A 23,042-nucleotide genomic window follows, 5' to 3' on the forward strand; every position below is an offset into this window, starting at 1 on the left:
ATACTGTCACCTCCGAGCCAGTGCTAAAGTCAACCCCGTTAGTGATCCAACTCATTCACCCGACAAATAACGCTGCCCCCATTCCCAATCACCCCATACAATACCAAACAAGTTGAGTATTAAGTAAAGTGATAACATCTTAAAGGTATTAATATGCAACATAAAATTTTGGTTGCCCTTATGACTTCAGTTCTGCTGTCAGCTTGTGATGTTAATGATCGTAATGCGGTCTGTGACTGTGTCGTTCCAGTATTTGTTAACGGTAAGGCCATCGACGGTTACTTGACTGGGGCTAACGTGTTCCTAGACATGAACTACAATGGTAAAGCTGATGATGGCGAGCCTACAGCTGTTACAGATGAAACTGGTAACTACGAGCTGGCCCTAGGTTATACTCCCTTTGACTGTAGTGAATATGCTCCAATTATCATCGATGTACCCGTAGGTGCAGTGGATTCTGATACTGGTAAGGTAACTGAAGCATACCGCTTGAGCTACCCGCCTACATTCGCAATGGCGACCAACGAAAACATCCGTAACACCACCCCGTTGACTACGCTGGTTTGGAACAGCATTCAAGCTGAGTTTGCCACAGGCGATGGAGATTACACGTGTGACAATATCCAATCCAGCATTGAAATGCGTGAACAAATCATCACTCGTGTTGAAGAACAAGAGTACCGTGTGGCTAACCGCTATAACATCACAGTAGATGAAATGTACGGTGACTTTATCGCTGAAGGTGAAGATAACATCCACCAGTTTGCACGGGATATCATACCTTCGCTGCAGAAGTCTTACGATGAAACTAAGGCTTTACAGGAAGCAAATCCTAATGCCGTATACGCACTCGTGGAATACTTCAATGGTCTCTGGGAAGCTAAAAAGCAGATTGGTACTGGGTGGTATCGTAAAACTGCAGTCTACACTGACGCTGGCTACACTACAGAAACAGTCGCCTTCGACGACACGCTGGAAATCCTAGGAGACCTAGTTTCCAAAGAAACCTCTGAGCAGTCTGCTGATAACGGAATCAAGTACGAATTCACCCTTGGCATCTCTCCAGTCGAAGGTGTAGACGATCAGTACACTTGTGATATGCAAGAGTTCATCGCTCAAGATGCCGATCCTTCTTACGGTGTCCATAACGCACTGCACACTCAGGTCACTGACTGGGCTTCTTGTAACGCAGTTGTGTGGGCTGACCAAAACCTATCTCAGGTTGCACTTACTCATAAAGAAGGTGCTACATCTGAGCACATCTTCGATGATTCCGGTGTATCGGGTCTAGCTCACCTAGTGAACGTGAAGGATACTGTAGACAATATCAATGCAACTGACTTGAACGCAGTAAACTTCATCAGTATGGATTTCACAGATACTCAAGACCACGGTGCTGTTTACTGGCAACGTATCAACAGCGAGTTCTCCGATGGTGGTGTAGGAATCATGACTGGGCACAACTCTCGTAACGAATGGTTCCGTATAACTTTAGATATTTTCAATTCTCCCACTTACACAACTGAATGTTCTACTGACGGTTCTACTTGGAGTATTGGTACAAACATCTCTAGCTGTGGTTTCTAAGCTACATCATCTTATGAAAGGGGAGGATATAGTCTCCCTTTTTTGTACCAAATCATGAGCCTTTACACTTAATTCAACCACCATATTCTCACTCCTTGTCATGCAAGTCGCTGAATTTGGTTTATGTTTATAAGAAACACAAACTAATGGTGGTACATGAAAGCATGGAAACTCACTAAACCGGAAGGACTCGACTGCCTGAAACTCTCCCGCGCAGCGAAACCGACACCAGTAGCCGATGAAGTCTGCATCAAGGTGATGGCTGCCGGGCTAAATCCTATCGACTACAAACTCGCCAGCTGGGGCTATGCAACCTGGCAATACCCACAGATTATAGGGCTTGATATTGCCGGTACTGTGGCGACGGTGGGCAAAGATGTCACTCATTTTCGGTCTGGTGATCGGGTGGTTTGTTTTGCCGATCCCCGATATGCAGGCGGCTTTGCCTACTACGCGACGGTCAAGGCCCATGCCCTGAGCCGTATTCCTGAACAAGTCAGCTTTGAACAGGCTGCCGCCCTACCCTGTGCTGGCTATAGCGCCTGGCTGGCCGTGCACGATAAGTTAGATGTCCAGCCCGGACAAAGAATAGCTATCACAGGTGCTGGTGGCGGGGTTGGTGGCTTTGCGGCACAATTAGCAAAACTAGCAGGGGCAACCGTTTATGCGATTGCCGAGCAGCGACACCATCAACGGCTCCTTAGCTACGGAGTCGATGCGGTTCTTGACCCAAAGTCAGACAATGTGGCCATGAAGTTAATTGAGCTCACTGAAGATCAGCTTGTTCATTCTGTGATTGACTGTGTCTCAGCAAAATCGGGCAGCATCATGAGCGCCCTCATCCGCTACAACGGTGAAATAGTGATGGTTGCCGACCAATTTAATCAGGTACCGCTACTGGCCACCACCAAAGCCCTGAGCTTGCATGAGGTCGCCCTGCATGGTACCTATGCCCATGGCACTCTCGAGCATATCCATCACCTGGCAGATATTGGTAACACAATGAGCAACCTGGTGGCAGAAGGCAGACTCGATCCAATGATCGAACAGGTACTGCCATTTGAGAAACTCGCCGACGGGCTGGAAACACTGAAACAGCAAGAGCACAGCGGCAAGCTGGTGGTAACGACCGATCAGCCCTGAGCTTGGTTCAACTCACCTATTCGTGACAGAGCAACTGACTAAGTGCCAGAGTAATAGCCGTTAGCTTTTAGCGACCTTTACCCGCTTGATTTTATTCATCACCGGGTATTTTTCGTCAATCAGCTCATTAACAAACGAGGAAGTCTTTTCCGGATCAGCACAAACCCAAACATGCTTTTTCGCTCGGGTCAGTGCTACGTAAAACAAACGGCGCTCTTCGGCATCAGTAAAGTGTTCATTTCTGGCCTGCAGGCAGCCCGCCAAGCCTGTTTCTCGATCAGGAGCCGGGAAAATCCCCCTATTCACATCCAGTATAAACACATAATCGGCTTCTCGGCCTTTGCTGGCGTGACAGGTCATAAAGTTAAGCGCTAGTTGCGGCCACTGTTTCTGCCATGCCTTTAATTTTTCCGGACGCTGGTTGTTATTCCGCCCAAGTAGCAACACAGAGGTCGGGTTACTGTTTTGCGAGGCCAGCTGTACCAACTCCTGCTCCAGCAAATCTTGACACAAGAGCGTCACCGCTTTGCGTTTTTGCTTCTTATGGCTAGTCAGGTTCTTTTTCAGCTGCTGAGGGTTTTGCTGAATAAAGGTGTTGGCCACTTCACCAATCATACTGTTAAAACGGTATGTCGTTCCTAGCTCTGTGATATGGCATGAACCAAAGCGCTCTTCAAATCCGGTGGTTAAGTTGACATCAGCCCCGGCAAAACGGTAAATCGCCTGCCAGTCATCACCTACCGCGAACAAGGTCGGGCGAGCGTGTTCGGCTTGTGTCGACTGGCACAGTGCTTCAATCAACGCCAAACGATGCGGTGAGATATCTTGATATTCATCCACCATGACAAAACGCCACTCAGAAACAAATCTCCCTTCCGCCACATACTCGGTCGCTTTTTGGATCATGCTGTTAAAGTCGATCTGCTTAGTGGTTTTCAAGTGCTGCTGATAGGCCCGGTAGCACGGCCATAGTAATGCCAGCTCACTCTTCATCCTTGGCAGTGATGCTTTACCATCACTGGCTTCGATACTCTGGCTCAATTCTGACTTGTTGGCACCGCGTTGGCCGATAAGCTCGATATGACGCCAGATCCAGGCAGCCAGCTGCTCGCTTCTTGCCTGCTTTTCCATCGAATTATCTGATTTAAATCCAGGGATCCGCCATTGGGTAAGGTGCTTTTGCCAACGTTTGGCGGATGCAGCAGTCTGCCATTGTTCCGTCAGCATCTTGGCAATCCAATCTGCCCGAGCTTTTTCATCCAGAGCCAGTGGCGAGACATTTGGTTGTTCGCCTTCTACCACTTTTATAATCTGCGTACCCAGGCTGTGGAAAGTGGCAACCTTAATATTGTTGTTTACTTTCTGGCTGAGGCGCTCGCTCATCTCCTCCGCCGCTTTTCGGCCAAAGGCCAGCATCAGGATCTCTTCCGGCTGCGCGACCTGGTTGGCAACCAGATACCCCGCACGTGCGATCAGCACACTGGTTTTGCCGGTTCCGGCTCCCGCCAATACCAAGTTGTGGTCTTGGTTGATCAGCACAGCTTCTCGCTGTGATTCGTTCAATGGGGATGACTCAAACTTATCAAACCAAGAAGACCACTTGTCGGCTTCCTGACGTAACCATTGCTGGTTGGTATCTTCTATCCAACCAGTATTGTCTTCGAGCCAGGGGGCAACTTTCTCGAACGCCATCGGCCGGAACGAGGCCGCTAATTCTTGGGTCAACCCCGTCATCGCCAGTGACTGCTGCAGAAATTGGTTAAGACTACGGTGCTCGGACTGACGTAAATAAGTCGTTTGACCGACAAATGAATCAATGCGGTTAAGCATATCAGGCAGCTTTTCGTCCAACTTCTCAACCCGGCCCTGCGCCCAGCTGCGGTAAGCATCGAGAAGAATGCTGGCAAATTGCTTGCATTGACGCCATGGCAAACCGTGTACCACCCAGCAATATTCCTGATCGGCTGAGGTAATTTCCAATGATCCCCAGATCACACCGCGATGCACAGCGATCGCGCCATCCCAGTCATCAAAAGGGATTTCCTCTGATTCAGTCTGACTATCTAAAACGAGGCTGTTTTCACTCAACGCGATACTACAATAATCACCCTGAACCAACCACTGTGCGAGCCAACTGGCTGTTAAACGCATGCTGTCACCAAAAGCTTTCAAAAAAACCAGATAAAGAGTAGCAAGAACTCCTGTTTGGCCATAGCGCCTGAACAGTCATTTGCGTAAAATTTCTGCTAATAAATGCATTAGCCACTATTTTTCATAGGGGCTTATACCCTTACCGATATGAACTTTGCTATCTTTAGCGCTTCACCTAACTGACTGAGCCAACATGCAATCCAGCCGCTTAAAACTTGCTTTACGCCGCTACTGGGCGAACGACAGAATTAACTACAGTATTCGGGTACTTATTGCGCTGGTCGGTATTGCGCTCCCCTGCTGGTATTTGGATGCCACCACTGAAGTCACACCGCTAGTTTTAGGGATCATTGCAGCTGCACTGGCAGAAACCGACGATAACCTGACCGGACGGATCAAAGCCCTTTTGATGACGCTGGCCTGCTTCCTGATTGCCGCATTTTCAATTGAAATTCTGTTTGATTACCCGCTGCTATTTGCTATTGGCCTATTCTGTTCGACCTTTGGTTTTATTATGCTGGGGGCGATGGGCGCTCGCTATGCCAGCATAGCTTTTGCCTCGCTACTGTTGGCCGTCTATACCATGCTGGGTGCCGACAATAGCGCTAACCTATGGTACCAACCGATGTTGTTGCTAGCCGGTGCCTCCTGGTATGGCTTACTCTCCCTGACCTGGCAGATCCTGTGGCCCAATCAGCCAGTACAGCAGAGCCTGGCTGCTGTCTTTTCAGAGTTTGCCCATTATCTCGACAGCAAGAGTAAATTGTTCGAGCCGGTCTCCAACATGGTCCCACAGCCGCTACGACTGGAGGCGGCAGGGCAAAATGCCCGTGTCGTTGCAGCGCTCAACAGTGCTAAGGCTACCCTGCTTAACCGTGCCCGCCGCGGGCAACCAAACGAAACCGGTGACAAGTTCCTAAAAATTTACTTCCTGGCACAGGATATCCATGAGCGAGCCAGTTCTTCGCATCACCGTTATCAAGATTTGTCGGCGACTTTTCAGCGTAGTGACGTTCTGTTCCGTTTTCAACGTTTGCTGACCAACCAGGCCGATGCCTGCCGGGCAATTTCGCACGCCCTTGCAATGGGAAAACCGTACCGGCACGGCGCAGACAGCGTAAGAGCCCTCGATGAATTGCAAGAATCGCTGCTGTACCTGAAAAATCAACACAACCCGCAATGGCGGACATTTCTAATCCAGCTCGAATATCTGTTCAATAACCTCGCGACCGTTGAACGCCAGCTATCAAATGTCAGCAACCCAGATGTCGCTCAAACGGGCAATGATATCGAACTGGCCGATAACGAAGCGCGCAGTATGAAAGAGCGCTGGCAGCGGATCACCAGCCAGTTCAGCCCGGACTCAATGCTGTTTCGCCATGCACTGCGAATGGCTATCGCCCTGACAATCGGCTACGGCTGTATCCAGGCTCTGGAGTTGGAACGAGGTTACTGGATCCTGCTCACCACACTGTTTGTCTGCCAGCCTAACTACAGTGCCACCCGACAGAAGCTGGTCCAGCGAGTACTGGGCACTCTGGGCGGCTTGCTGGCCGGGATCCCTTTGCTATATCTATTTCCGGGCCAAGAAGGCCAGCTGGTACTGATGGTACTGGCCGGGGTATTGTTCTTTGCCTTCCGCACCGTTCGCTACGGCTTGGCAACAGCGTTTATTACCCTGCTGGTCCTGTTCTGCTTTAACCAGCTTGGTGAAGGTTATGCCGTCATTCTGCCTCGTCTCGGCGACACCTTACTAGGTTGTTTGCTTGCTGTACTGGCCGTCAGCTTTATTTTGCCGGACTGGCAAGCAAACCGACTGCACAAAGTGATGGCCTCAGCTATTACTACTAACCGAGACTACCTCGGCCAGATCATTGGCCAGTACCGGATCGGCAAGAAAGACAGCTTGAGCTACCGTATAGCCCGCCGAGATGCTCACAATACCGATGCCCAGCTCAGTACCGCTATCAGCAATATGCTGGCCGAGCCCGGACGGTACCGGATGGCGACTGACGAAAGCTTCCGCTTCCTCACGCTTAACCATGCAATGCTGAGCTATATCTCGGCGTTGGGTGCCCACCGTACTCGCCTTGAAGACGAGCGCACCCACCATCTGGTTGCCCAAGCCCATCGCCAAATCCACGCCCACCTGGAGTGTTTGGCCGAGCAGCTAGACGGCAACCATTGCGGTCAGGCTCCGGGGTCGGATACGGAGCTTGAGCAGCGACTTGCTCAGTGGCGCGATGAGGACTGTACCTCTGTCCGGATGGTATTGCAGCAGCTCCACCTGATCCAGCGGATGCTGCCGGAGCTGCATTCACTGGCCAATAAGCTGGCGGCAAGAACCCGCAAAGAAACGGCTTAATTCAATTATCAGAAGGCTTGCCGTCGCATTGTGTTATTGTGCCATTTCAAGCCAACTGATATTACATACATCACTGAAAGGAGTCAGTATGTCCGAAATAGCTAACACGCCGAAACCGCCCTATTATGCCGTTATCTTTACTTCACAAAGAACCGAGGTAGACAACGGCTATGGCGCGATGGCTGATAAAATGGTCGAGCTTGCCAGCCTCCAACCTGGGTTTCTAGGGGTAGAATCTGCGCGAGAGGAGGTCGGGATCACCGTCTCTTACTGGCGTGACTTAGAAGCCATCAAAGCGTGGAAAGAGAATTCAGCCCACCAAGTAGCCCGAAAAAAAGGACGCGAGGAATGGTACTCATCATTCAAGCTCAGAATAGCTAAGGTCGAGCGTGACTACGGGCTCTAAATTGGATATGACCAAACCAACAAGTATTTCTAAAGCGCTTATTACCAATCCACAAGGCAACACTATGATAATTGCTGAAACCGAACGACTCCGCATTCGCCGGCTGACAGAAGATGATGCGGCTTTCGCCCTTAGGTTATACACCACTGAGCCCTTTCTTCGTTTTGTCGGCGACAAGCAGCTTCAGTCGGTAGAAGATGCAAGAAAATACTTAATCGATGGCCCCATTAGCATGTATCAGAGCCATGGGGTTGGTTTGTATATGGTTGAGCTCAAAGGTTGCCACAGCCCAATAGGTATTTGCGGCCTGATCAAGCGTGATTCTCTCGATGAGATCGATATTGGCTATGGTTTCCTCCCTGAATACTTCAGCCAAGGATATGGCTATGAGTCAGCACAAGCGGTAATGAATTTCGGCAAAAACAAGCTTAAATTAAAGAAAGTTGTCGCGATCACTACAGAAGATAACACTAACTGCATCAAACTGCTTTCACGTCTGGGGCTGAGTTTTGTCCGCAACATTGAAGAGCCTGAAGATCAGCCTGCACTAAGGCTCTACGAGATATCATTTTTATCGTAAAAATAGCGACAGGAAAACGGAACGACCGACATAGCTTAACGATATCGCTTGACGTAATACGCTTTGCTCCGACAATGAAAATCGTGGTATGGCGTATAATCGGCAAAATGCCCCTTGCTGTCAGGAACATGCCCTTGCTGGATATAATCCTCAATCATGTTTTTTAGCACACGGTAATACTCTGTCTCGCTCTGACAGTGTTTCTTCATCTGCTCCAGGTATGACGTATAGCTTGTACTATCGAGTGACCGAAGTATGAAGGCAACCATTTTCAGGTCGGCACTCAATTCACCGCTTTCAGCCAGTTCGACAAAGGTCTCGGCTAACCCTTTGTGACGTGTATACAATAGACATTCTTTGGCCATCAGCTCTCTTGCTGCCGTATTGATATTATCAGAAGCACTGATCACAAACAGGTTTTTGGGGTGGTCACTGACGGCAAACGGAGACTTGATTTGATGCAGATATAACTTATCCATCCAAAATAATCCCTAGCAATAAACTGATTTTTGATTAGGTACTACAGGTTAGTTTGGCTCAAGATGAGTTGCTCTGCTCTCACTTCGAAAGTGAAGCTTTTAATTCCTCCATTCCACAGTCAATACTGACTAATGGCGTATAGCCCAGATCTCGTTTGGCGGCTGTAATATCAAAGTAATGGCTGGTCGAGAGTTGTCGCGCGACAAAGCGTGTCATGATCGGCTCTTCAGTTTTACCCAAGACACCATAAACCCACTCTAAAAATGCCCCAACCCGATAAGCCAAGCCTGCAGGCACTCGTTTACCGACTTCAGGTAACGCTGCACAGGCCAGTATTTTGTTCAGCATTGCCGCCATGGTAATGGGCTCATCGTTACTGAGAAAATACGCCTTACCAGCACATACTTTTTTATATTCTGTTAGCTTAACGGCTGCAAGAATATGGGCATAAGCGGCATTATCGACATAGATAGTATCGACAAGCTTATCCTCATTGCCAACAAGTTTTAGTCGACCAGCACGAGCACGTTCAATCACTCGTGGGACAAGATGTGGATCACCAGGGCCCCAGATCAGATGAGGGCGAAGCGCCACAGTACTCAGCGTTCGATTACCCTCTATCTCCCCCGAAAGCGGCAGGCCATTAGCCTTAAGTACCATCTTCTCGGCGACAGCTTTTGATTCAGCATAAAAGTTAAGATAGTTATCTGCATAGGGCGCTGACTCATCAATCCCCGCTTCATCGGTACCAGCAAACGTCACACTTGGCGTACTGGTATAAACCAACCTATCTATACCAAGTGCCTGACAAGCTTCAATGATATTACGAGCACCATCCACGTTCGGACCAAAATAATCACTTTTTGAACCCCAGACACCGGCCTTTGATGCGACATGAAAGACCACATCACAACCTTGCATTGCCTCCAGCAAAGTCGATTTGTCGCAGATATCCCCTTTAACCATCCGAACTCCCATCTGCTGCAGTTCCGGATAGTTACCACGAGCGAATCCTGTAACCTGAATACCCACGGCGCGTAAATAGCGGCAAATGGCTTTCCCTAAAAAACCTCCAGCACCCGTCACAAACGCATGGTTTGCCGTCGAAGCCAAGGCGTTTAGCGCCTTTGATTCTTCAGGTAGAAGTTGATGGTGCATCACGTTGGCAGAGGTATTTTGATCACTCACAATTTAGTGCCTTTTTAGAACTGTTTCAGGGTTTGCTTATTTTTCAGAAATGCTGGCCTGCGCCCATACTGCAAGTTTCTCTCTAAAAATTTTTGCATTATGGCGAATATCGACAGGGAAATCGGGATGAATTAAGAAGTCAGTGATCCCGGCAGTTTGGTGATGTTTCGCACCGATGGCTTTCAGTTCATCATAAAAAATATTTATGGCCTGATCTGATTGTTTAAACTCAACCCCTTGCTCTAGTTCCACACACAGCAAAGGAGCAGTTTCGCCATTGATCTCGACACCGACTAACGCAGTACGCTTCACCTTAGGGTGGGTATTGAAAATGCGCTCGCAAGGAATCGAAAAATAGGGGTTCTCATCGAAATTAGAATCAACGCGGTTTGCTTCAACACGGTGTGCCTTTCGACCACACATCCACAGCAGACCTTGCTGGTCGAGATAACCTAAATCACCCATTCTGTGACGAACACTTTGCCCACAACTGCCGATTTCGCCGTTACCGGGCTCGATATCAGCATGGCTATCAAGGATTTTTGCAGTTTCTGTCGCGCTGTCACGGCAGTAATAGCGACGGCTTACCATCGGCCCCTTCACTACAATTTCACCAATCGTATTGACTGGTAACCGAAGTGCCTCACTCCACGTCGCTATTGGCTCTTCAGTAATCGCAATAATCGCAACATCAACACCATCGACAGGTTTCCCCACACAAATGCCGCCACCACTGTCGGTGATCGTCGTGGTTTTCAGCAGCTGTTCACTGCCTATCATAGTCAATGGCAATGATTCAGTGGCACCATATGAGTTAAGCACTTCAACCCCATCATTGAGCATCTCGCTAAATCGCGCAATGGATGAAATGGTTGCCGGAGCCCCGGCAGAAATTACACGCCGAATACTCGGTAAGGTATGCGGTTTCGTTCGAGAGTTTCTCCCTTGTACCACCTGGCCTGTGCCTGCTTTCCCCAAACGCTCAATAAGAGCAGGGTTTACGAACATATTGCTACATTGGTATTGCTCAATAGCCGCAAAGAGATTGTCAGGATTGGCGGTGATTGGTTTGCTGGCATCCATGTCTGGGACAACGGATGCCATGCCAAGTGCAGGCCCGAATAGAGAGAACAGCGGGAACGTTGCAAGATCACGTTCACCGTGAACAATGCCATAATCGTTTTTCAGCACATTGATTTGTGCTTCAAACATGGCATGGGTATAGACCACGCCTTTCGGTGTTCCGGTACTGCCGCTGGTAAAGAGGATCGCCGCCATCTCATCGCTGCCAAGCTGTGCCATTTCAAAAGCAACATGCGGCGTTGCTTGATTTCGAGGTTTTGCAACAGCATTTCGATTTAGCAAAGCCCTTAAACTGGTACCACCAAAGACTTTGGCAAAAAGCTCACTGCCGCCAACTGTCAGCAAACGACGAACGCTTGGCTTGCCCCAGCCGAACAAACAACGTGCTATGTGAGCTTTCGGGATCCCAATGAAAGCATCGGGTTCTGCCTCAGAAAAACATTGCTTGAGATTTTTAATCCCCATGCCGGGGTCGACAAGGATCGGGATCACACCGGCTTTGAATAGTGCAAACGTCAAGGCAAAGAAATCGAGGCTTGGCGTCACCATCAGTACTGCTTTCATGCCGCGTGTAATACCATACTCGGCAAGAGCCCGGGCAATACGATCACTGTCAGCGTCAAGTTCACCAAAACTCAATTCGTCATAGCGAAATTTTCCCGCCAGCAACCTCTTTTGCACCGCAACCGCGAGTGATACAGGCGTTTCTTTTGCTGCTCGCTTCAGATGGCGACAGATATTGGCTGTATTTGAGTCATGTTCACAGCCAAAAGCGTCCGCCTTCACTGAGCTCGTGAAGGCTTTAGCTTGACCCTCACCGACCATTAAGGGTGTACCTCACTCGGCTGGTCGTCTTTCAGAAAGTCAGTAATTAGCGGTACAACCTCGTCACTCGCATCTTCGAGAATATAGTGGCCGCAGTCGGCAAACTCATGCACTGTTGCATGTGGCATGCACTCACGCCAAACCGCCAGGAAGTGCTTATCAAAAACGAAATCTTTCAGCCCCCAACAGACCAATGTCGGTACCTGTGAAAACTTCGGTAGACTAGCGGCAATCTCTGAAACTAAATCATAGTTTCTATCGCCTTTTCGTAGCGGAATATCCTGAACAAAGCGCAAGGTTGAAATACGATTCGCCCATGAATCAAACGGTGCGACATATGCCTTTCGTACTTCCGGGCTCATCGGTTTACGCTTTACACCGACATAAGAAGCGATAGATGAAAAGGCATTGAAGCCACGTACCAACCCCGTGCCTAATAAGGTATTACGACAAATCCATAATGCCCAAGGGAAAGGCTTAGCATCTGGCAGGTGGAAGGCTCCCGTATTTAGGATCACTAAACGCTTAATTCGATCAGGGTAACGAGCGGCGTAACCCATTCCGATCATCCCACCCCAATCATGCACAACGAGGGTAATATTTTCTCGAACATCCAAGTGTTCAAGCAAGGCTTCAAGATCGTCAATACGATTGTTCAGGGTATAATCATACCCATCGTCATCCGGCTTATCGGACAAACCGCAGCCAATGTGATCAGGCACAATGCACTGGTGCCTCTCACTTAATGCCGTTACCAGGTTTCGATAATAAAAAGACCAACTTGGATTACCGTGAACCATAACAACCGGCTCACCTTGTCCCTCATTCAGGTAATGGAGTTGGTGACCATTCCGATCGAGGAAGTTACGCTTAAAAGGAAACAACGTGTCTAACATGACCATCCTTATTTTGTACTATTCGGCACTATCGGTTGTTACCACTTCAGGCCCAACATCATGCAATTAAGCCCGCTTCCTATACCAAGGAAGCTCACATTATTGCCCGGCTTTAAAAAACCATGATCATGCGCCATTGCAGCAGTAACCGGCAATGAAACACTGCCCATGTTCCCCATCAGCTTATAGGTTGGAAACTCTTTGCCTACAGGGATGTTCAGCGCATTTAGCACCTGTTTACGGTTAGATGCCCCCACTTGGTGGCAAATGACCTTATCAACCTGATCAACAACCCAATTGCGTTGCTCGAGGAAATGCTCCCAGGTATCACGTGCTAGCTGGACCCCCTCCTTGAGTAAGCTAACCCCATCGGTACGCATGTACTCCCGGAACAGTTGCGGCCCAACCTCCTGCAAACCCCATTGACAAAGGTCATGGTGCTCAGGTGCCGATAAATGGCTCGCGCCCAGCAGTTGATGCTGACGCGTATTGCACAGAGGAAGGCTACCGTCAGTCAACAACACAGCAACAGCACCCGAGCCCCCGGTCAGGGTTGCCAATGATTGGGCAAAGTTCTGCATCGTCGGCTCGGCTAACATATGGTCAATGGTAATATCGACAATGTGTCGTGCTGATTCACAGGAAACAACCAAACCGGCTTTGATTTGGCCCAGCTCAATACGGTTGGCAATATCTAAAATGCCTGACAGCACACCGAGGCAGGCATTGCTGATATCGTAGATGGCAGTATCGTTCGAGACACCTAGCTCAGACGCAATTCTACAAGCGGTGGCAGGTTCGTGTTGATCGCGGCATACGCCGGTATACACAACAGCGCCTAAATCCTCGACTCGGACACCCGTTTCATCTATCGCTTTACGGGCTGCGGCAAGTGCGCCATCTGACAATACATGTCCTTTCGGCCACCAGCGGCGCTCCTCGATCCCCGTTAATGCAGCAAGTTGCCCCATCGGGATTCGAAACTTTTGATATAAGGGAGCTAAACGAGATTCTAACTCAGAGCTTGATACCACTTGTGGTGCTAGCTCGTAAGCCAGACTATTGATAAAAACGCGGGAATATTTCATTCAACTATGTAACTACTCACTATCACGGTCAAAACAGCACCGTTCGTCATTATTTGTGCACACTTGCGCGTCATTGGAGCAAGAAATGGACGTTGATTCAATAGAAACTGCCAGATAACGAGATGTGGACAGGCTCATATGACCAGTACAAAAGATATTAAGTTAGTGGCAAACGTGATGTAAAGTGCCACTCTTGGTATTGGTTCTTGTACAGGCAAGAACAGTATAGACAGATCTGATTGATTAAGAGACAGAGCCCGAAATGAGCAAGGTATATCACCACCCGGTACAAATTTACTACGAAGATACTGACCATTCAGGTGTGGTATATCACCCCAACTTTCTCAAATATTTCGAACGTGCGCGTGAACATGTCATTGATAGCGATAAGCTGGCCACACTGTGGAACGAACACGGATTAGGGTTTGCGGTCTATAAAGCGAATATGACTTTCCAAGATGGCGTTGAGTTTGCGGAAATCTGCGACATTCGTACCACTTTCACAGTAGATGGCAAGTATAAAACCCTGTGGCGTCAAGAGGTATGGCGGCCGGGAGCAACCCGAGCTGCCGTTATTGGTGATATTGAAATGGTCTGTTTGGATAAAGAAAAACGCCTACAGCCCGTTCCCAATGATATTCTGGCATCCATGATGCGGGACTAATCTTACCAGCCCCCGTTAGCCTGGGTATAACGCTCTTAGTTGGTCTGGGCTGATCCATCTCACATCGAGCTCCATTTCTATTGTGACACTTTACTTTTGAAACAACAGCACTAAGCCAATCCTATGTACTATAAATTCAACAATAATCAGGATTAAAACGGGCTTAACTTACCACCTTCATGTCTAGATGCTTTTTTTGTCCCTACTGGCACAAAGCCCCTTGTAACAACTGTTGCATCACACTTATTTATATAATTGGGGCACACGTCACACTTTCACTTAAAGCTGAGTATTTACACTAAAAACAGGTAATAATTAAAATATAATCAACAACTTAATCAACAACACATTGCAAAAAATTGAAAAATGACATTTTTAACTGGTCTGAAGAGATCCAACCTCCGTCTCAGGCGATTGTATCAAAAAGCGACCTCGGGTAGTCTGCTCAACCATCAACAGATTTAGCTGTCTTCATAACGGATATTTGGCGCATCCTTTTCGATAGTCACAGCAGTAATTTCAGCAGGATTATGATGGATATTGCCTCTAACGGATGAAAGCTCAATCGCATTCCAACTCGTATCAACTTTGTGCCATAACCAGCACACAAGCCAGCGACGAGACAATAATACGGCACATTAATGCCACCCGTCACGACATGACTTGTGAACTTCCACATGAGTCAGCACACTCACGACCTTTAAATTTACGACTGTTGCTTGCCCGCAACATCCGTACCTTTTTGCCGAGCTTTTTCGGAGCCAATTCCAATCAGCGCTCCGTACATGTAAAAGCCCAGCCCGTAAATATGACACCCGACTACGGGTGTTCAGTGGAGACTCATAAATGAGCCAAACCCCAAAAACCACGCCTGAATCGCAAGAAGATAAGCGACTCAACAAACGTCTTAAAGACATGCCCGTTGCTATCGTCGGCATGGCGAGCATCTTTGCGAATTCCCGCTACCTGAACAAATTTTGGGATTTAATCAGCGAGAAGATTGATGCGATCACCGAGGTGCCAGATACACACTGGCGCCCTGAAGATTACTACGATGCCGATAAGAGCACACCAGACAAGTCTTACTGTAAGCGTGGTGGTTTCATGCCTGAGGTTGACTTCAACCCAATGGAGTTTGGCCTTCCACCTAATATTCTTGAACTAACAGACACTTCACAACTGCTATCGTTGATTGTCGCTAAAGAAGTTCTGGCGGATGCCAAACTGCCAGCGGATTACGACAAAGATAAAATCGGTATTACTTTAGGCGTTGGCGGTGGTCAGAAGATCAGTCAGAGCCTAAATGCCCGTCTGCAATACCCTGTCCTAAAGAAAGTATTCAAAAACAGCGGCATTAGTGACGAAGACAGCGAGATGCTGATCAAGAAGTTCCAAGATCAGTACATTCACTGGGAAGAAAACTCTTTTCCTGGTTCGCTAGGCAACGTAATCGCCGGCCGTATCGCTAACCGTTTCGACCTAGGCGGCATTAACTGCGTCGTTGATGCGGCCTGTGCAGGCTCCCTTGCCGCACTTCGTATGGCACTAGGTGAATTGGTAGATGGCCGCAGTGAGATGATGATCACAGGTGGTGTATGTACCGATAACTCGCCAACCATGTACATGAGTTTCTCTAAAACACCTGCATTCACCACCAATGAGACCATCCAACCGTTTGATATTGATTCAAAGGGGATGATGATTGGTGAAGGCATCGGCATGATCGCGCTGAAACGTCTAGAAGACGCAGAACGTGATGGCGACCGTATCTACTCGGTGATTAAAGGTGTCGGTGCATCTTCAGATGGTAAGTTCAAGAGTATCTATGCACCCCGTCCTGAAGGTCAGGCGAAAGCCCTTAAGCGAGCTTACGATGATGCAGGTTTTGCTCCTCACACCCTAGGCTTATTAGAAGCCCACGGTACCGGTACTGCTGCGGGTGACGTTGCCGAGTTCAAAGGCCTAAGTTCAGTCTTTAGCGAAAACAATGACGAAAAACAGCACATTGCATTAGGCTCAGTAAAGTCGCAGATTGGCCATACTAAATCGACAGCCGGTACAGCAGGTTTAATCAAAGCAGCATTGGCGCTGCACCACAAAGTGCTGCCGCCAACAATCAATGTTACTAGCCCAAATCCAAAGCTAGACATTGAAGACTCGCCTTTTTACCTCAACACCCAAACCCGCCCATGGATGCAACGTGTTGATGGCACCCCTCGCCGTGCGGGTATCAGTTCATTTGGCTTCGGTGGTACCAACTTCCACGTCGTATTGGAAGAGTACAACCAAGAACATGCTCGCGGTGACAAATATCGCCAGCGAGAAGTCGCTCAAACACTGCTATTTAGTGCTCCGTCTCGTGAAGCGTTGCTTGCTAACCTGAAAGAAACGTCTGCGAATATCGCAAACAACAGTACAACTCTAGAAGCACTGGTTGAAGCCTACGGCTTGCGTAGTATCGAGACATCCCATGCTCGTTTAGGCTTAGTGGTTAAAACGGGTGAAGAGCTTCAAGTTCAGCTGGCCCAGGCAATCTCAACGCTTGAAAATCAGACAAAAGCGCACTGGCAGCTACCAAGCGGTACCAGCTACCGTGAATCAGCCCTTGTGAGTGAAAAGGGTTCTGCGAAAGTGGCCGCGCTGTTTGCCGGCCAAGGTTCTCAGTACCTGAATATGGGTCGTGAACTGGCTTGCCATTATCCTGAGATGCGTCAGCAACTCGCAAATGCAGATAAGGTATTCGGCCAGAATAAGAAGACACCATTATCACAGGTTCTTTTCCCAATACCAGTCTTCAACAAGCAAGATACTGCCGCTCAAGAAGCAACGTTAACCAATACCGCTAATGCCCAAAGTGCTATCGGTGTGGTTTCTATGGGTCAATACGAGCTAATGACTCAAGCGGGCTTTAAAGCCGACATGGTAGCAGGTCACAGCTTTGGGGAACTCAGTGCCCTATGCGCTTCTGGTGTTATCTCTCAAGATGATTATTACCAGCTTGCTTTTGCACGTGGCAACGCCATGGCAGCAACGCCAGCAGAAGGTGATAGCGGTACCATGTATGCCGTTATTCTGGATGCAGATAAGTTAGCAGCGGTTGAACAGTGCATCAGCGCATTTGATGGCGTGAGCATCGCCAACTATAACGCACCAACTCAGCTTGTTATTGCGGGTCCTACCGACAATGCACAGCTTGCAGCAAAAGCACTAGGTGAACAAGGCTTCAAAGCAATTCCACTGCCAGTATCTGGTGCCTTCCACACACCATTGGTTGCCCACGCGCAGAAACCATTTGCTGCAGCCATTGATAAGTCGACATTTAGCAAACCTGCATTGCCGCTTTATTCCAATGCGACAGGCGAGCTGTACAAGAATGACGGCAAAGTCATTAAGAAAGCATTTAAACAACACATGCTGCAGTCAGTACGTTTCAGCACTCAGCTTGAAGCCATGTACGATGCTGGTGCTCGTGTATTTATCGAGTTTGGACCGAAGAATATTCTGCAGAAGCTGGTTGAGAAAACACTAACAGGCAAAGCCGATGAGCTTTGTACGATTAGCATCAACCCGAACCCTAAAGGTGATAGTGATCAGCAGCTGCGTCTAGCCGCCGTTCAACTCGCCGTTGCTGGTATCACGCTAAACAATATCGACCCGTACCAGGCGGATATTGACCAGCCAGCAGCAACATCGCCAATGAACATCAAGCTAAATGCATCGAACTACATCAGTGCTTCGACCCGAGCAAAAATGACCAAGTCATTAGAAACGGGAACCGTCAGCAAGCAAACTGAAGTCGTTGAGAAGATTGTGGAAAAAGAAGTGATTAAAACCGAAATCCGCGAAGTACCTGTAGCCGTAGCTGCTACGCCAGAAGTAACAGTTCAGGAAGTAACACACGTTGTTGCTCAAACTGTTGCTCAAGAGCCGCGTCAAGCCGTTGCAACAGCACAGGCGACAACAGCACAACTTCCTGTGGGTGATGCGTCATTACATGCATTCTTTGCAGCTCAACAACAAGCTGCAGAGGTGCATCAACAGTTCCTCGCAATTCCACAGCAATACGGCGACACTTTCACAACGTTAATGACAGAGCAAGCCAAAATGGCGGCATCTGGTGTCGCTATTCCAGATAGCCTGCAACGTTCAATGGAAATGTTCCACCAGCATCAGGCAGAGACCCTGAAGGCTCACGCGCATTACCTTGAGCTTCAAGCGAACAGCAATAGCTCTGCGCTAGGGTTGTTGACGTCACAGGGTTCAGCGTCTTCTATTCAAACATCAACAGTTGCTCCAGAACCTGTTCAGCAAGCACCTGTTCAGCAAGCACCAGCTGCTACATCAGTTGTGGCTCCTGCACCTGTTGCGGCACCGGCTCCAGTCGTTACTCCAGCTCCGGTTAAAGCGGCGGTTCCGACTCAACAAGTTGCGCCAATGGCGGCACCGGTTGCACCGGCAGTTAAACCTGTAGCTGTTGTTGAAGCCGCTCCTGTACAACAAGCAGTTGTTCAACAAACAGTAAACCCAGAGCAAGTGATGCTGGAAGTGGTTGCTGAGAAAACGGGCTACCCTACCGAGATGCTAGATCTTGATATGGATATGGAAGCGGACCTGGGTATCGATTCCATCAAGCGTGTTGAAATTCTGGGTACGGTTCAAGACCAAATGCCGAACCTACCAGAACTGAATCCTGAAGATTTAGCTGAGTGTCGTACTCTGGGCGAAATCGTTACTTACATGAACAGCAAGCTAGGTGCCCAATCTGCACCAGCAGTCGCGCCGATTGTGGCTGAAGCCGCTCCTGCCGGTTTAGAGGCTGCTCAAGTTCAAAACACCATGCTTGAAGTTGTTGCTGACAAGACTGGCTACCCAACAGAAATGCTGGATCTAGAAATGGATATGGAAGCCGATTTAGGTATCGATTCCATCAAGCGTGTTGAGATCCTGGGTACGGTTCAAGACCAGCTTCCGACTCTTCCAGAACTAAACCCTGAAGATTTAGCTGAGTGTCGTACACTGGGCGAAATCGTTAGCTACATGAACAGCAAACTGCCTGCTGTGACAGTATCTGCAGTAGCTCCTGTTGTAGCTGCGGCACCAGCAGCAACAAGCGGCTTAGATGCTGCGCAAGTTCAAAGCACCATGTTGGAAGTTGTAGCAGACAAAACTGGCTACCCAACAGAAATGCTGGACCTTGCGATGGACATGGAAGCGGACTTAGGCATCGATTCCATCAAGCGTGTAGAGATCCTGGGTACAGTTCAAGACCAGCTTCCGACTCTTCCAGAGCTAAACCCTGAAGATCTTGCTGAGTGTCGTACGCTTGGCGAAATCGTTGACTACATGAACAGCAAGCTACCTGCATCGGCTGTATCAGTAGCGCCGGCGGCTGTTTCAACAATGGCACCGACATCAACGCCTGCATCAAACGGCCTGGATGCTGCACAAGTTCAGAGCACCATGCTTGACGTTGTAGCAGACAAAACCGGCTACCCAACAGAAATGCTAGATCTGGCGATGGATATGGAAGCCGATCTTGGTATCGATTCTATTAAACGTGTTGAGATCCTAGGTACAGTTCAAGATCAGCTCCCAGGTTTACCTGAACTGAATCCTGAAGATTTAGCTGAGTGTCGCACACTGGGTGAAATCGTTGACTACATGAACAGCAAACTGCCTGCTGCACCAGTTGCAACAGCCATTTCGATTGAAACTGCACCAGCGGCAAGCGGCCTGGATGCTGCGCACGTACAAAGCACCATGTTAGATGTCGTCGCTGACAAAACCGGCTACCCAGCAGAAATGCTTGATCTTGCCATGGATATGGAAGCGGACTTAGGTATCGATTCTATCAAGCGTGTTGAAATCCTGGGTACGGTTCAAGACCAACTACCTGGCTTACCAGAGCTAAACCCTGAAGATTTGGCTGAGTGTCGTACACTGGGCGAAATCGTTACTTACATGCAGAGCAAGCTATCAGGCGCTTCATCTGCAGCATCAACAACGGCTCCAGTCGTTAAAGCTGCTCCTGAAAACGTGGTTGAAACTGCAACGGTAGAGCTTCCTCCTCACAGCGAGGTGGCGCTAAAAAAGTTACCAGCGGTAGATAAATTAGCAGACTGTTTTTCCAAAGAAGCATGTATTGTGATCACAGATGATGGTCATAATGCTGGCGTCCTAGCAGAAAAGCTAAGTGCTCACGGCCTTCAAGTCGCCGTTGTGCGCAGTCCTCTATCTGCCGCTTCACCACTAAATAGCGAAATCAACAGCTATCCGTTAGCAAGTGTTGATGAAGCTGGCGTGAACGCTGTTATCACTGAGATTGAAAGCGCGCACAAAGAGATTGGTGGATTCATTCACCTGCAACCTCTTGCGGCTGACACGCAATCTGACAATGCCGCTATTGCATTGAATGCCGATGCAAAATCTAGCATTTCAATTGCGTTCTTGTTCGCTAAATTGCTTCACGCTCAGTTAAACACGGCATCAGCATCAGGCCGTCGTAACTTCTTCACGGTAAGCCGTATTGATGGTGGCTTTGGTTACCTTGATACCAAGCAGCTAGTTAACGCTGAACTAAACCAGGCGGCATTGTCCGGTTTGACTAAAACGTTAAGCCACGAATGGGCGAACGTATTCTGTCGTGCTTTAGATGTTGCGCCGACTCTTGATGCTCGCCATCTGGCAGAAGCCGTCACTGCAGAGTTGTTTGATATTGATACTCACACCGTTGAAATTGGTATCAGTGAATCATCTCGAGCTACCTTAAGTGCAGCAGAAGCAGGTACAGCTCAAACGAAAAATGTTGCTGCGAAGCTAACCACGTCCGATAAGGTTCTGGTAACGGGCGGCGCGAAAGGCGTCACGTTTGAATGTGCGCTAACACTGGCTAAGAAGTGTCAGTCACACTTCATTCTTGCAGGCCGCAGTAAGCACATTACAGCTGCTGAACTACCAGAATGGGCACAAGGCAAGCAAGAAAGCGAACTGAAAGTAGCGGCTATTGCTCACCTTCAGGCATCAGGTGATAAACCAACGCCGAAGAAAGTGGATGCCTTGCTTAAGCCTGTTTTAAGCAGCCTTGAAATCAATAGCGCACTACAAGCCTTTGCAAATGTTGGCGCAAGTGCTGAATACCTGAGCCTCGATGTCTCAAACAGTGAATCAGTTGCCAACACATTGTCTCAGTTCATTGACATCACCGGCCTGATCCATGGTGCGGGTGTACTGGCAGATAAGCATATTCAAGACAAAACATTGGATGAACTAAACCTTGTTTACGGAACCAAAGTTGGCGGTCTTGATGCTGTACTGAGTGCATTAGATTGCAGCAAGCTAAAACTATTAGCGATGTTCTCTTCTGCGGCAGGATTCTACGGCAACAAAGGACAGAGCGATTACGCGATGTCTAATGACATCCTGAACAAAGCAGCACTTCAGTTCTCGGCGCGTTACCCTGAAGCGAAAGTAATGAGCTTCAACTGGGGCCCATGGGATGGCGGCATGGTTAATCCGGCTCTGAAGAAAATGTTCACCGAACGTGGTGTCTATGTCATTCCTCTACAAGCTGGCGCTGAGCTATTTAGCTCACAGCTTCTGAGTGAAACAGGCATTCAACTGCTTGTAGGCACAAGCATGCAAGGTTCAGAAAACAAGGAAAACGCTGTAAAAAAGCTTGATGCGGAGTCTGTGCTGGTAGCAAAGAGTCCGCTGAAAACAAGCATCACTGTAACACGCGACCTTGACCCGAAAGCGATACCTTTCATCAAGGATCACTGCATTGCCGGTAACCCCGTGTTACCGACAGTGTGTGCCATCCAATGGATGCGTGAAGCAGCAGAGCAACTGTTAGGTGCGAACGTCACTGTTCGCAACTACAAACTGCTTAAAGGCGTGATTTTTGAAACCGATGATGTGCAAACACTGACGTTGAAACTGACACCCGACGCAAAAGCCGATGATCAAGTCAAAGCCTTGATCAGCTGCCAGGGTCGACCACAGTATCAAGCGATGTTGGTCTTAGAGCAGATCACAAAATCGGTTGAATCAGCGCAGGCTAAAACCTTTGCGGCGGATCCAAATCAATCCGTCACAACGGCTGATGCATTGTACAGTAATGGCACCCTGTTCCATGGTCCAAGGCTACAAGGCATCCAGACTGTTGAACGTTTTGATGACGCAGGCTTACTCGCACAGTGCCAGCTACCAACCATTGCTGATGCTGACTGTGGTGCATTTGTACCGAGCCAGCATACAGGTGGTTGTCAGCCGTTCGCTGAAGACTACTTGCTGCAAGCCATGCTGGTTTGGGCAAGATTGAAGTACGGCGCAGCTAGCCTACCGTCTGCAATTGGTGAATTTGTTTCTTATGAACCAATGCAAGCGGAAGACAAAGGTTGGTTAGAACTTGAAGTGATTAAAACCACCTCTCGTTCGCTACAAGCTAACATCTCGCTTTACCATCAAGATGGTCGCTTGAGCGCCGTAATGAAAGGCGCAAAAGTGACGATCAGCAAGAGCCTTAACGAGGCATTTTTGGTGAAGTCCGAGCCAGAAAAGGAGCTTCTGTCATAGTGGCTGACTCTT

Annotated in this window: 13 protein-coding genes; 7 read left to right on the forward strand and 6 right to left on the reverse strand. The window is 48.6% G+C overall.

The features are described from left to right. Window positions 1-153 precede the first annotated feature (153 nt). Window positions 154-1,587 (forward strand): hypothetical protein, encoded by a 1,434-nt coding sequence (locus AC51G0_RS12560; RefSeq protein ID WP_496298840.1) that lies wholly within the window; start codon window positions 154-156, stop codon window positions 1,585-1,587. Window positions 1,588-1,743: 156 nt separating this feature from the next. After that, a complete protein-coding gene (locus AC51G0_RS12565; protein WP_496298842.1) occupies window positions 1,744-2,730 on the forward strand; it encodes an alcohol dehydrogenase catalytic domain-containing protein in 987 nt (328 codons plus the stop codon). Window positions 2,731-2,790: 60 nt separating this feature from the next. Here AC51G0_RS12565 and helD read toward each other — a convergent pair whose 3' ends face one another. Then, window positions 2,791-4,881 (reverse strand): DNA helicase IV, encoded by a 2,091-nt coding sequence (gene helD, locus AC51G0_RS12570; protein WP_496298843.1) that lies wholly within the window; start codon window positions 4,879-4,881, stop codon window positions 2,791-2,793. Between the two features lie 193 nt (window positions 4,882-5,074). Between helD and yccS the strand changes: the two genes are divergently transcribed. The 3 genes from yccS to AC51G0_RS12585 all read left to right on the forward strand — a co-directional run bounded on the left by yccS (window position 5,075) and on the right by AC51G0_RS12585 (window position 8,232). Further along, window positions 5,075-7,246, forward strand: coding sequence for a YccS family putative transporter (yccS, locus tag AC51G0_RS12575; RefSeq protein ID WP_496298844.1), 2,172 nt, complete (start codon window positions 5,075-5,077; stop codon window positions 7,244-7,246). An 88-nt stretch (window positions 7,247-7,334) separates the two neighbouring features. Continuing rightward, window positions 7,335-7,652: an antibiotic biosynthesis monooxygenase family protein gene (locus AC51G0_RS12580; RefSeq protein ID WP_496298846.1), complete on the forward strand. Its 318-nt coding sequence runs from the start codon at window positions 7,335-7,337 to the stop codon at window positions 7,650-7,652. 64 nt (window positions 7,653-7,716) lie between these two features. Continuing rightward, window positions 7,717-8,232 carry a GNAT family N-acetyltransferase gene (locus AC51G0_RS12585; RefSeq protein WP_496298848.1) on the forward strand — a complete coding sequence of 172 codons (516 nt, stop codon included), beginning with the start codon at window positions 7,717-7,719 and terminating at the stop codon, window positions 8,230-8,232. Between the two features lie 35 nt (window positions 8,233-8,267). On the opposite strand, the gene AC51G0_RS12590 is transcribed toward AC51G0_RS12585, so the two are convergent. From AC51G0_RS12590 to AC51G0_RS12610, 5 genes are all read right to left on the reverse strand, one after another. Then, window positions 8,268-8,711: a hypothetical protein gene (locus AC51G0_RS12590; protein ID WP_496298850.1), complete on the reverse strand. Its 444-nt coding sequence runs from the start codon at window positions 8,709-8,711 to the stop codon at window positions 8,268-8,270. A 79-nt stretch (window positions 8,712-8,790) separates the two neighbouring features. After that, on the reverse strand, window positions 8,791-9,900 hold the full coding sequence (oleD, locus tag AC51G0_RS12595) for a 2-alkyl-3-oxoalkanoate reductase (protein ID WP_496298852.1): 1,110 nt from the start codon (window positions 9,898-9,900) through the stop codon (window positions 8,791-8,793). Between the two features lie 36 nt (window positions 9,901-9,936). Next, window positions 9,937-11,808 (reverse strand): olefin beta-lactone synthetase, encoded by a 1,872-nt coding sequence (gene oleC / locus AC51G0_RS12600; RefSeq protein ID WP_496298854.1) that lies wholly within the window; start codon window positions 11,806-11,808, stop codon window positions 9,937-9,939. After that, window positions 11,808-12,704: an alpha/beta fold hydrolase gene (locus tag AC51G0_RS12605; RefSeq protein WP_496298856.1), complete on the reverse strand. Its 897-nt coding sequence runs from the start codon at window positions 12,702-12,704 to the stop codon at window positions 11,808-11,810. Before AC51G0_RS12605 ends, oleC begins: the two co-directional genes overlap by 1 nt. A gap of 38 nt (window positions 12,705-12,742) precedes the next feature. Then, window positions 12,743-13,792: a 3-oxoacyl-ACP synthase III gene (locus AC51G0_RS12610; protein ID WP_496298858.1), complete on the reverse strand. Its 1,050-nt coding sequence runs from the start codon at window positions 13,790-13,792 to the stop codon at window positions 12,743-12,745. A 262-nt stretch (window positions 13,793-14,054) separates the two neighbouring features. Between AC51G0_RS12610 and AC51G0_RS12615 the strand changes: the two genes are divergently transcribed. Together AC51G0_RS12615 and AC51G0_RS12620 are read left to right on the forward strand one after the other, a co-directional pair. Further along, window positions 14,055-14,456, forward strand: coding sequence for a thioesterase family protein (locus tag AC51G0_RS12615; RefSeq protein ID WP_496298860.1), 402 nt, complete (start codon window positions 14,055-14,057; stop codon window positions 14,454-14,456). An 846-nt stretch (window positions 14,457-15,302) separates the two neighbouring features. Beyond that, a complete protein-coding gene (locus AC51G0_RS12620; protein WP_496298862.1) occupies window positions 15,303-23,030 on the forward strand; it encodes a phosphopantetheine-binding protein in 7,728 nt (2,575 codons plus the stop codon). Window positions 23,031-23,042: the final 12 nt, after the last annotated feature.

This window comes from Photobacterium sp. HL06 (assembly GCF_059552575.1).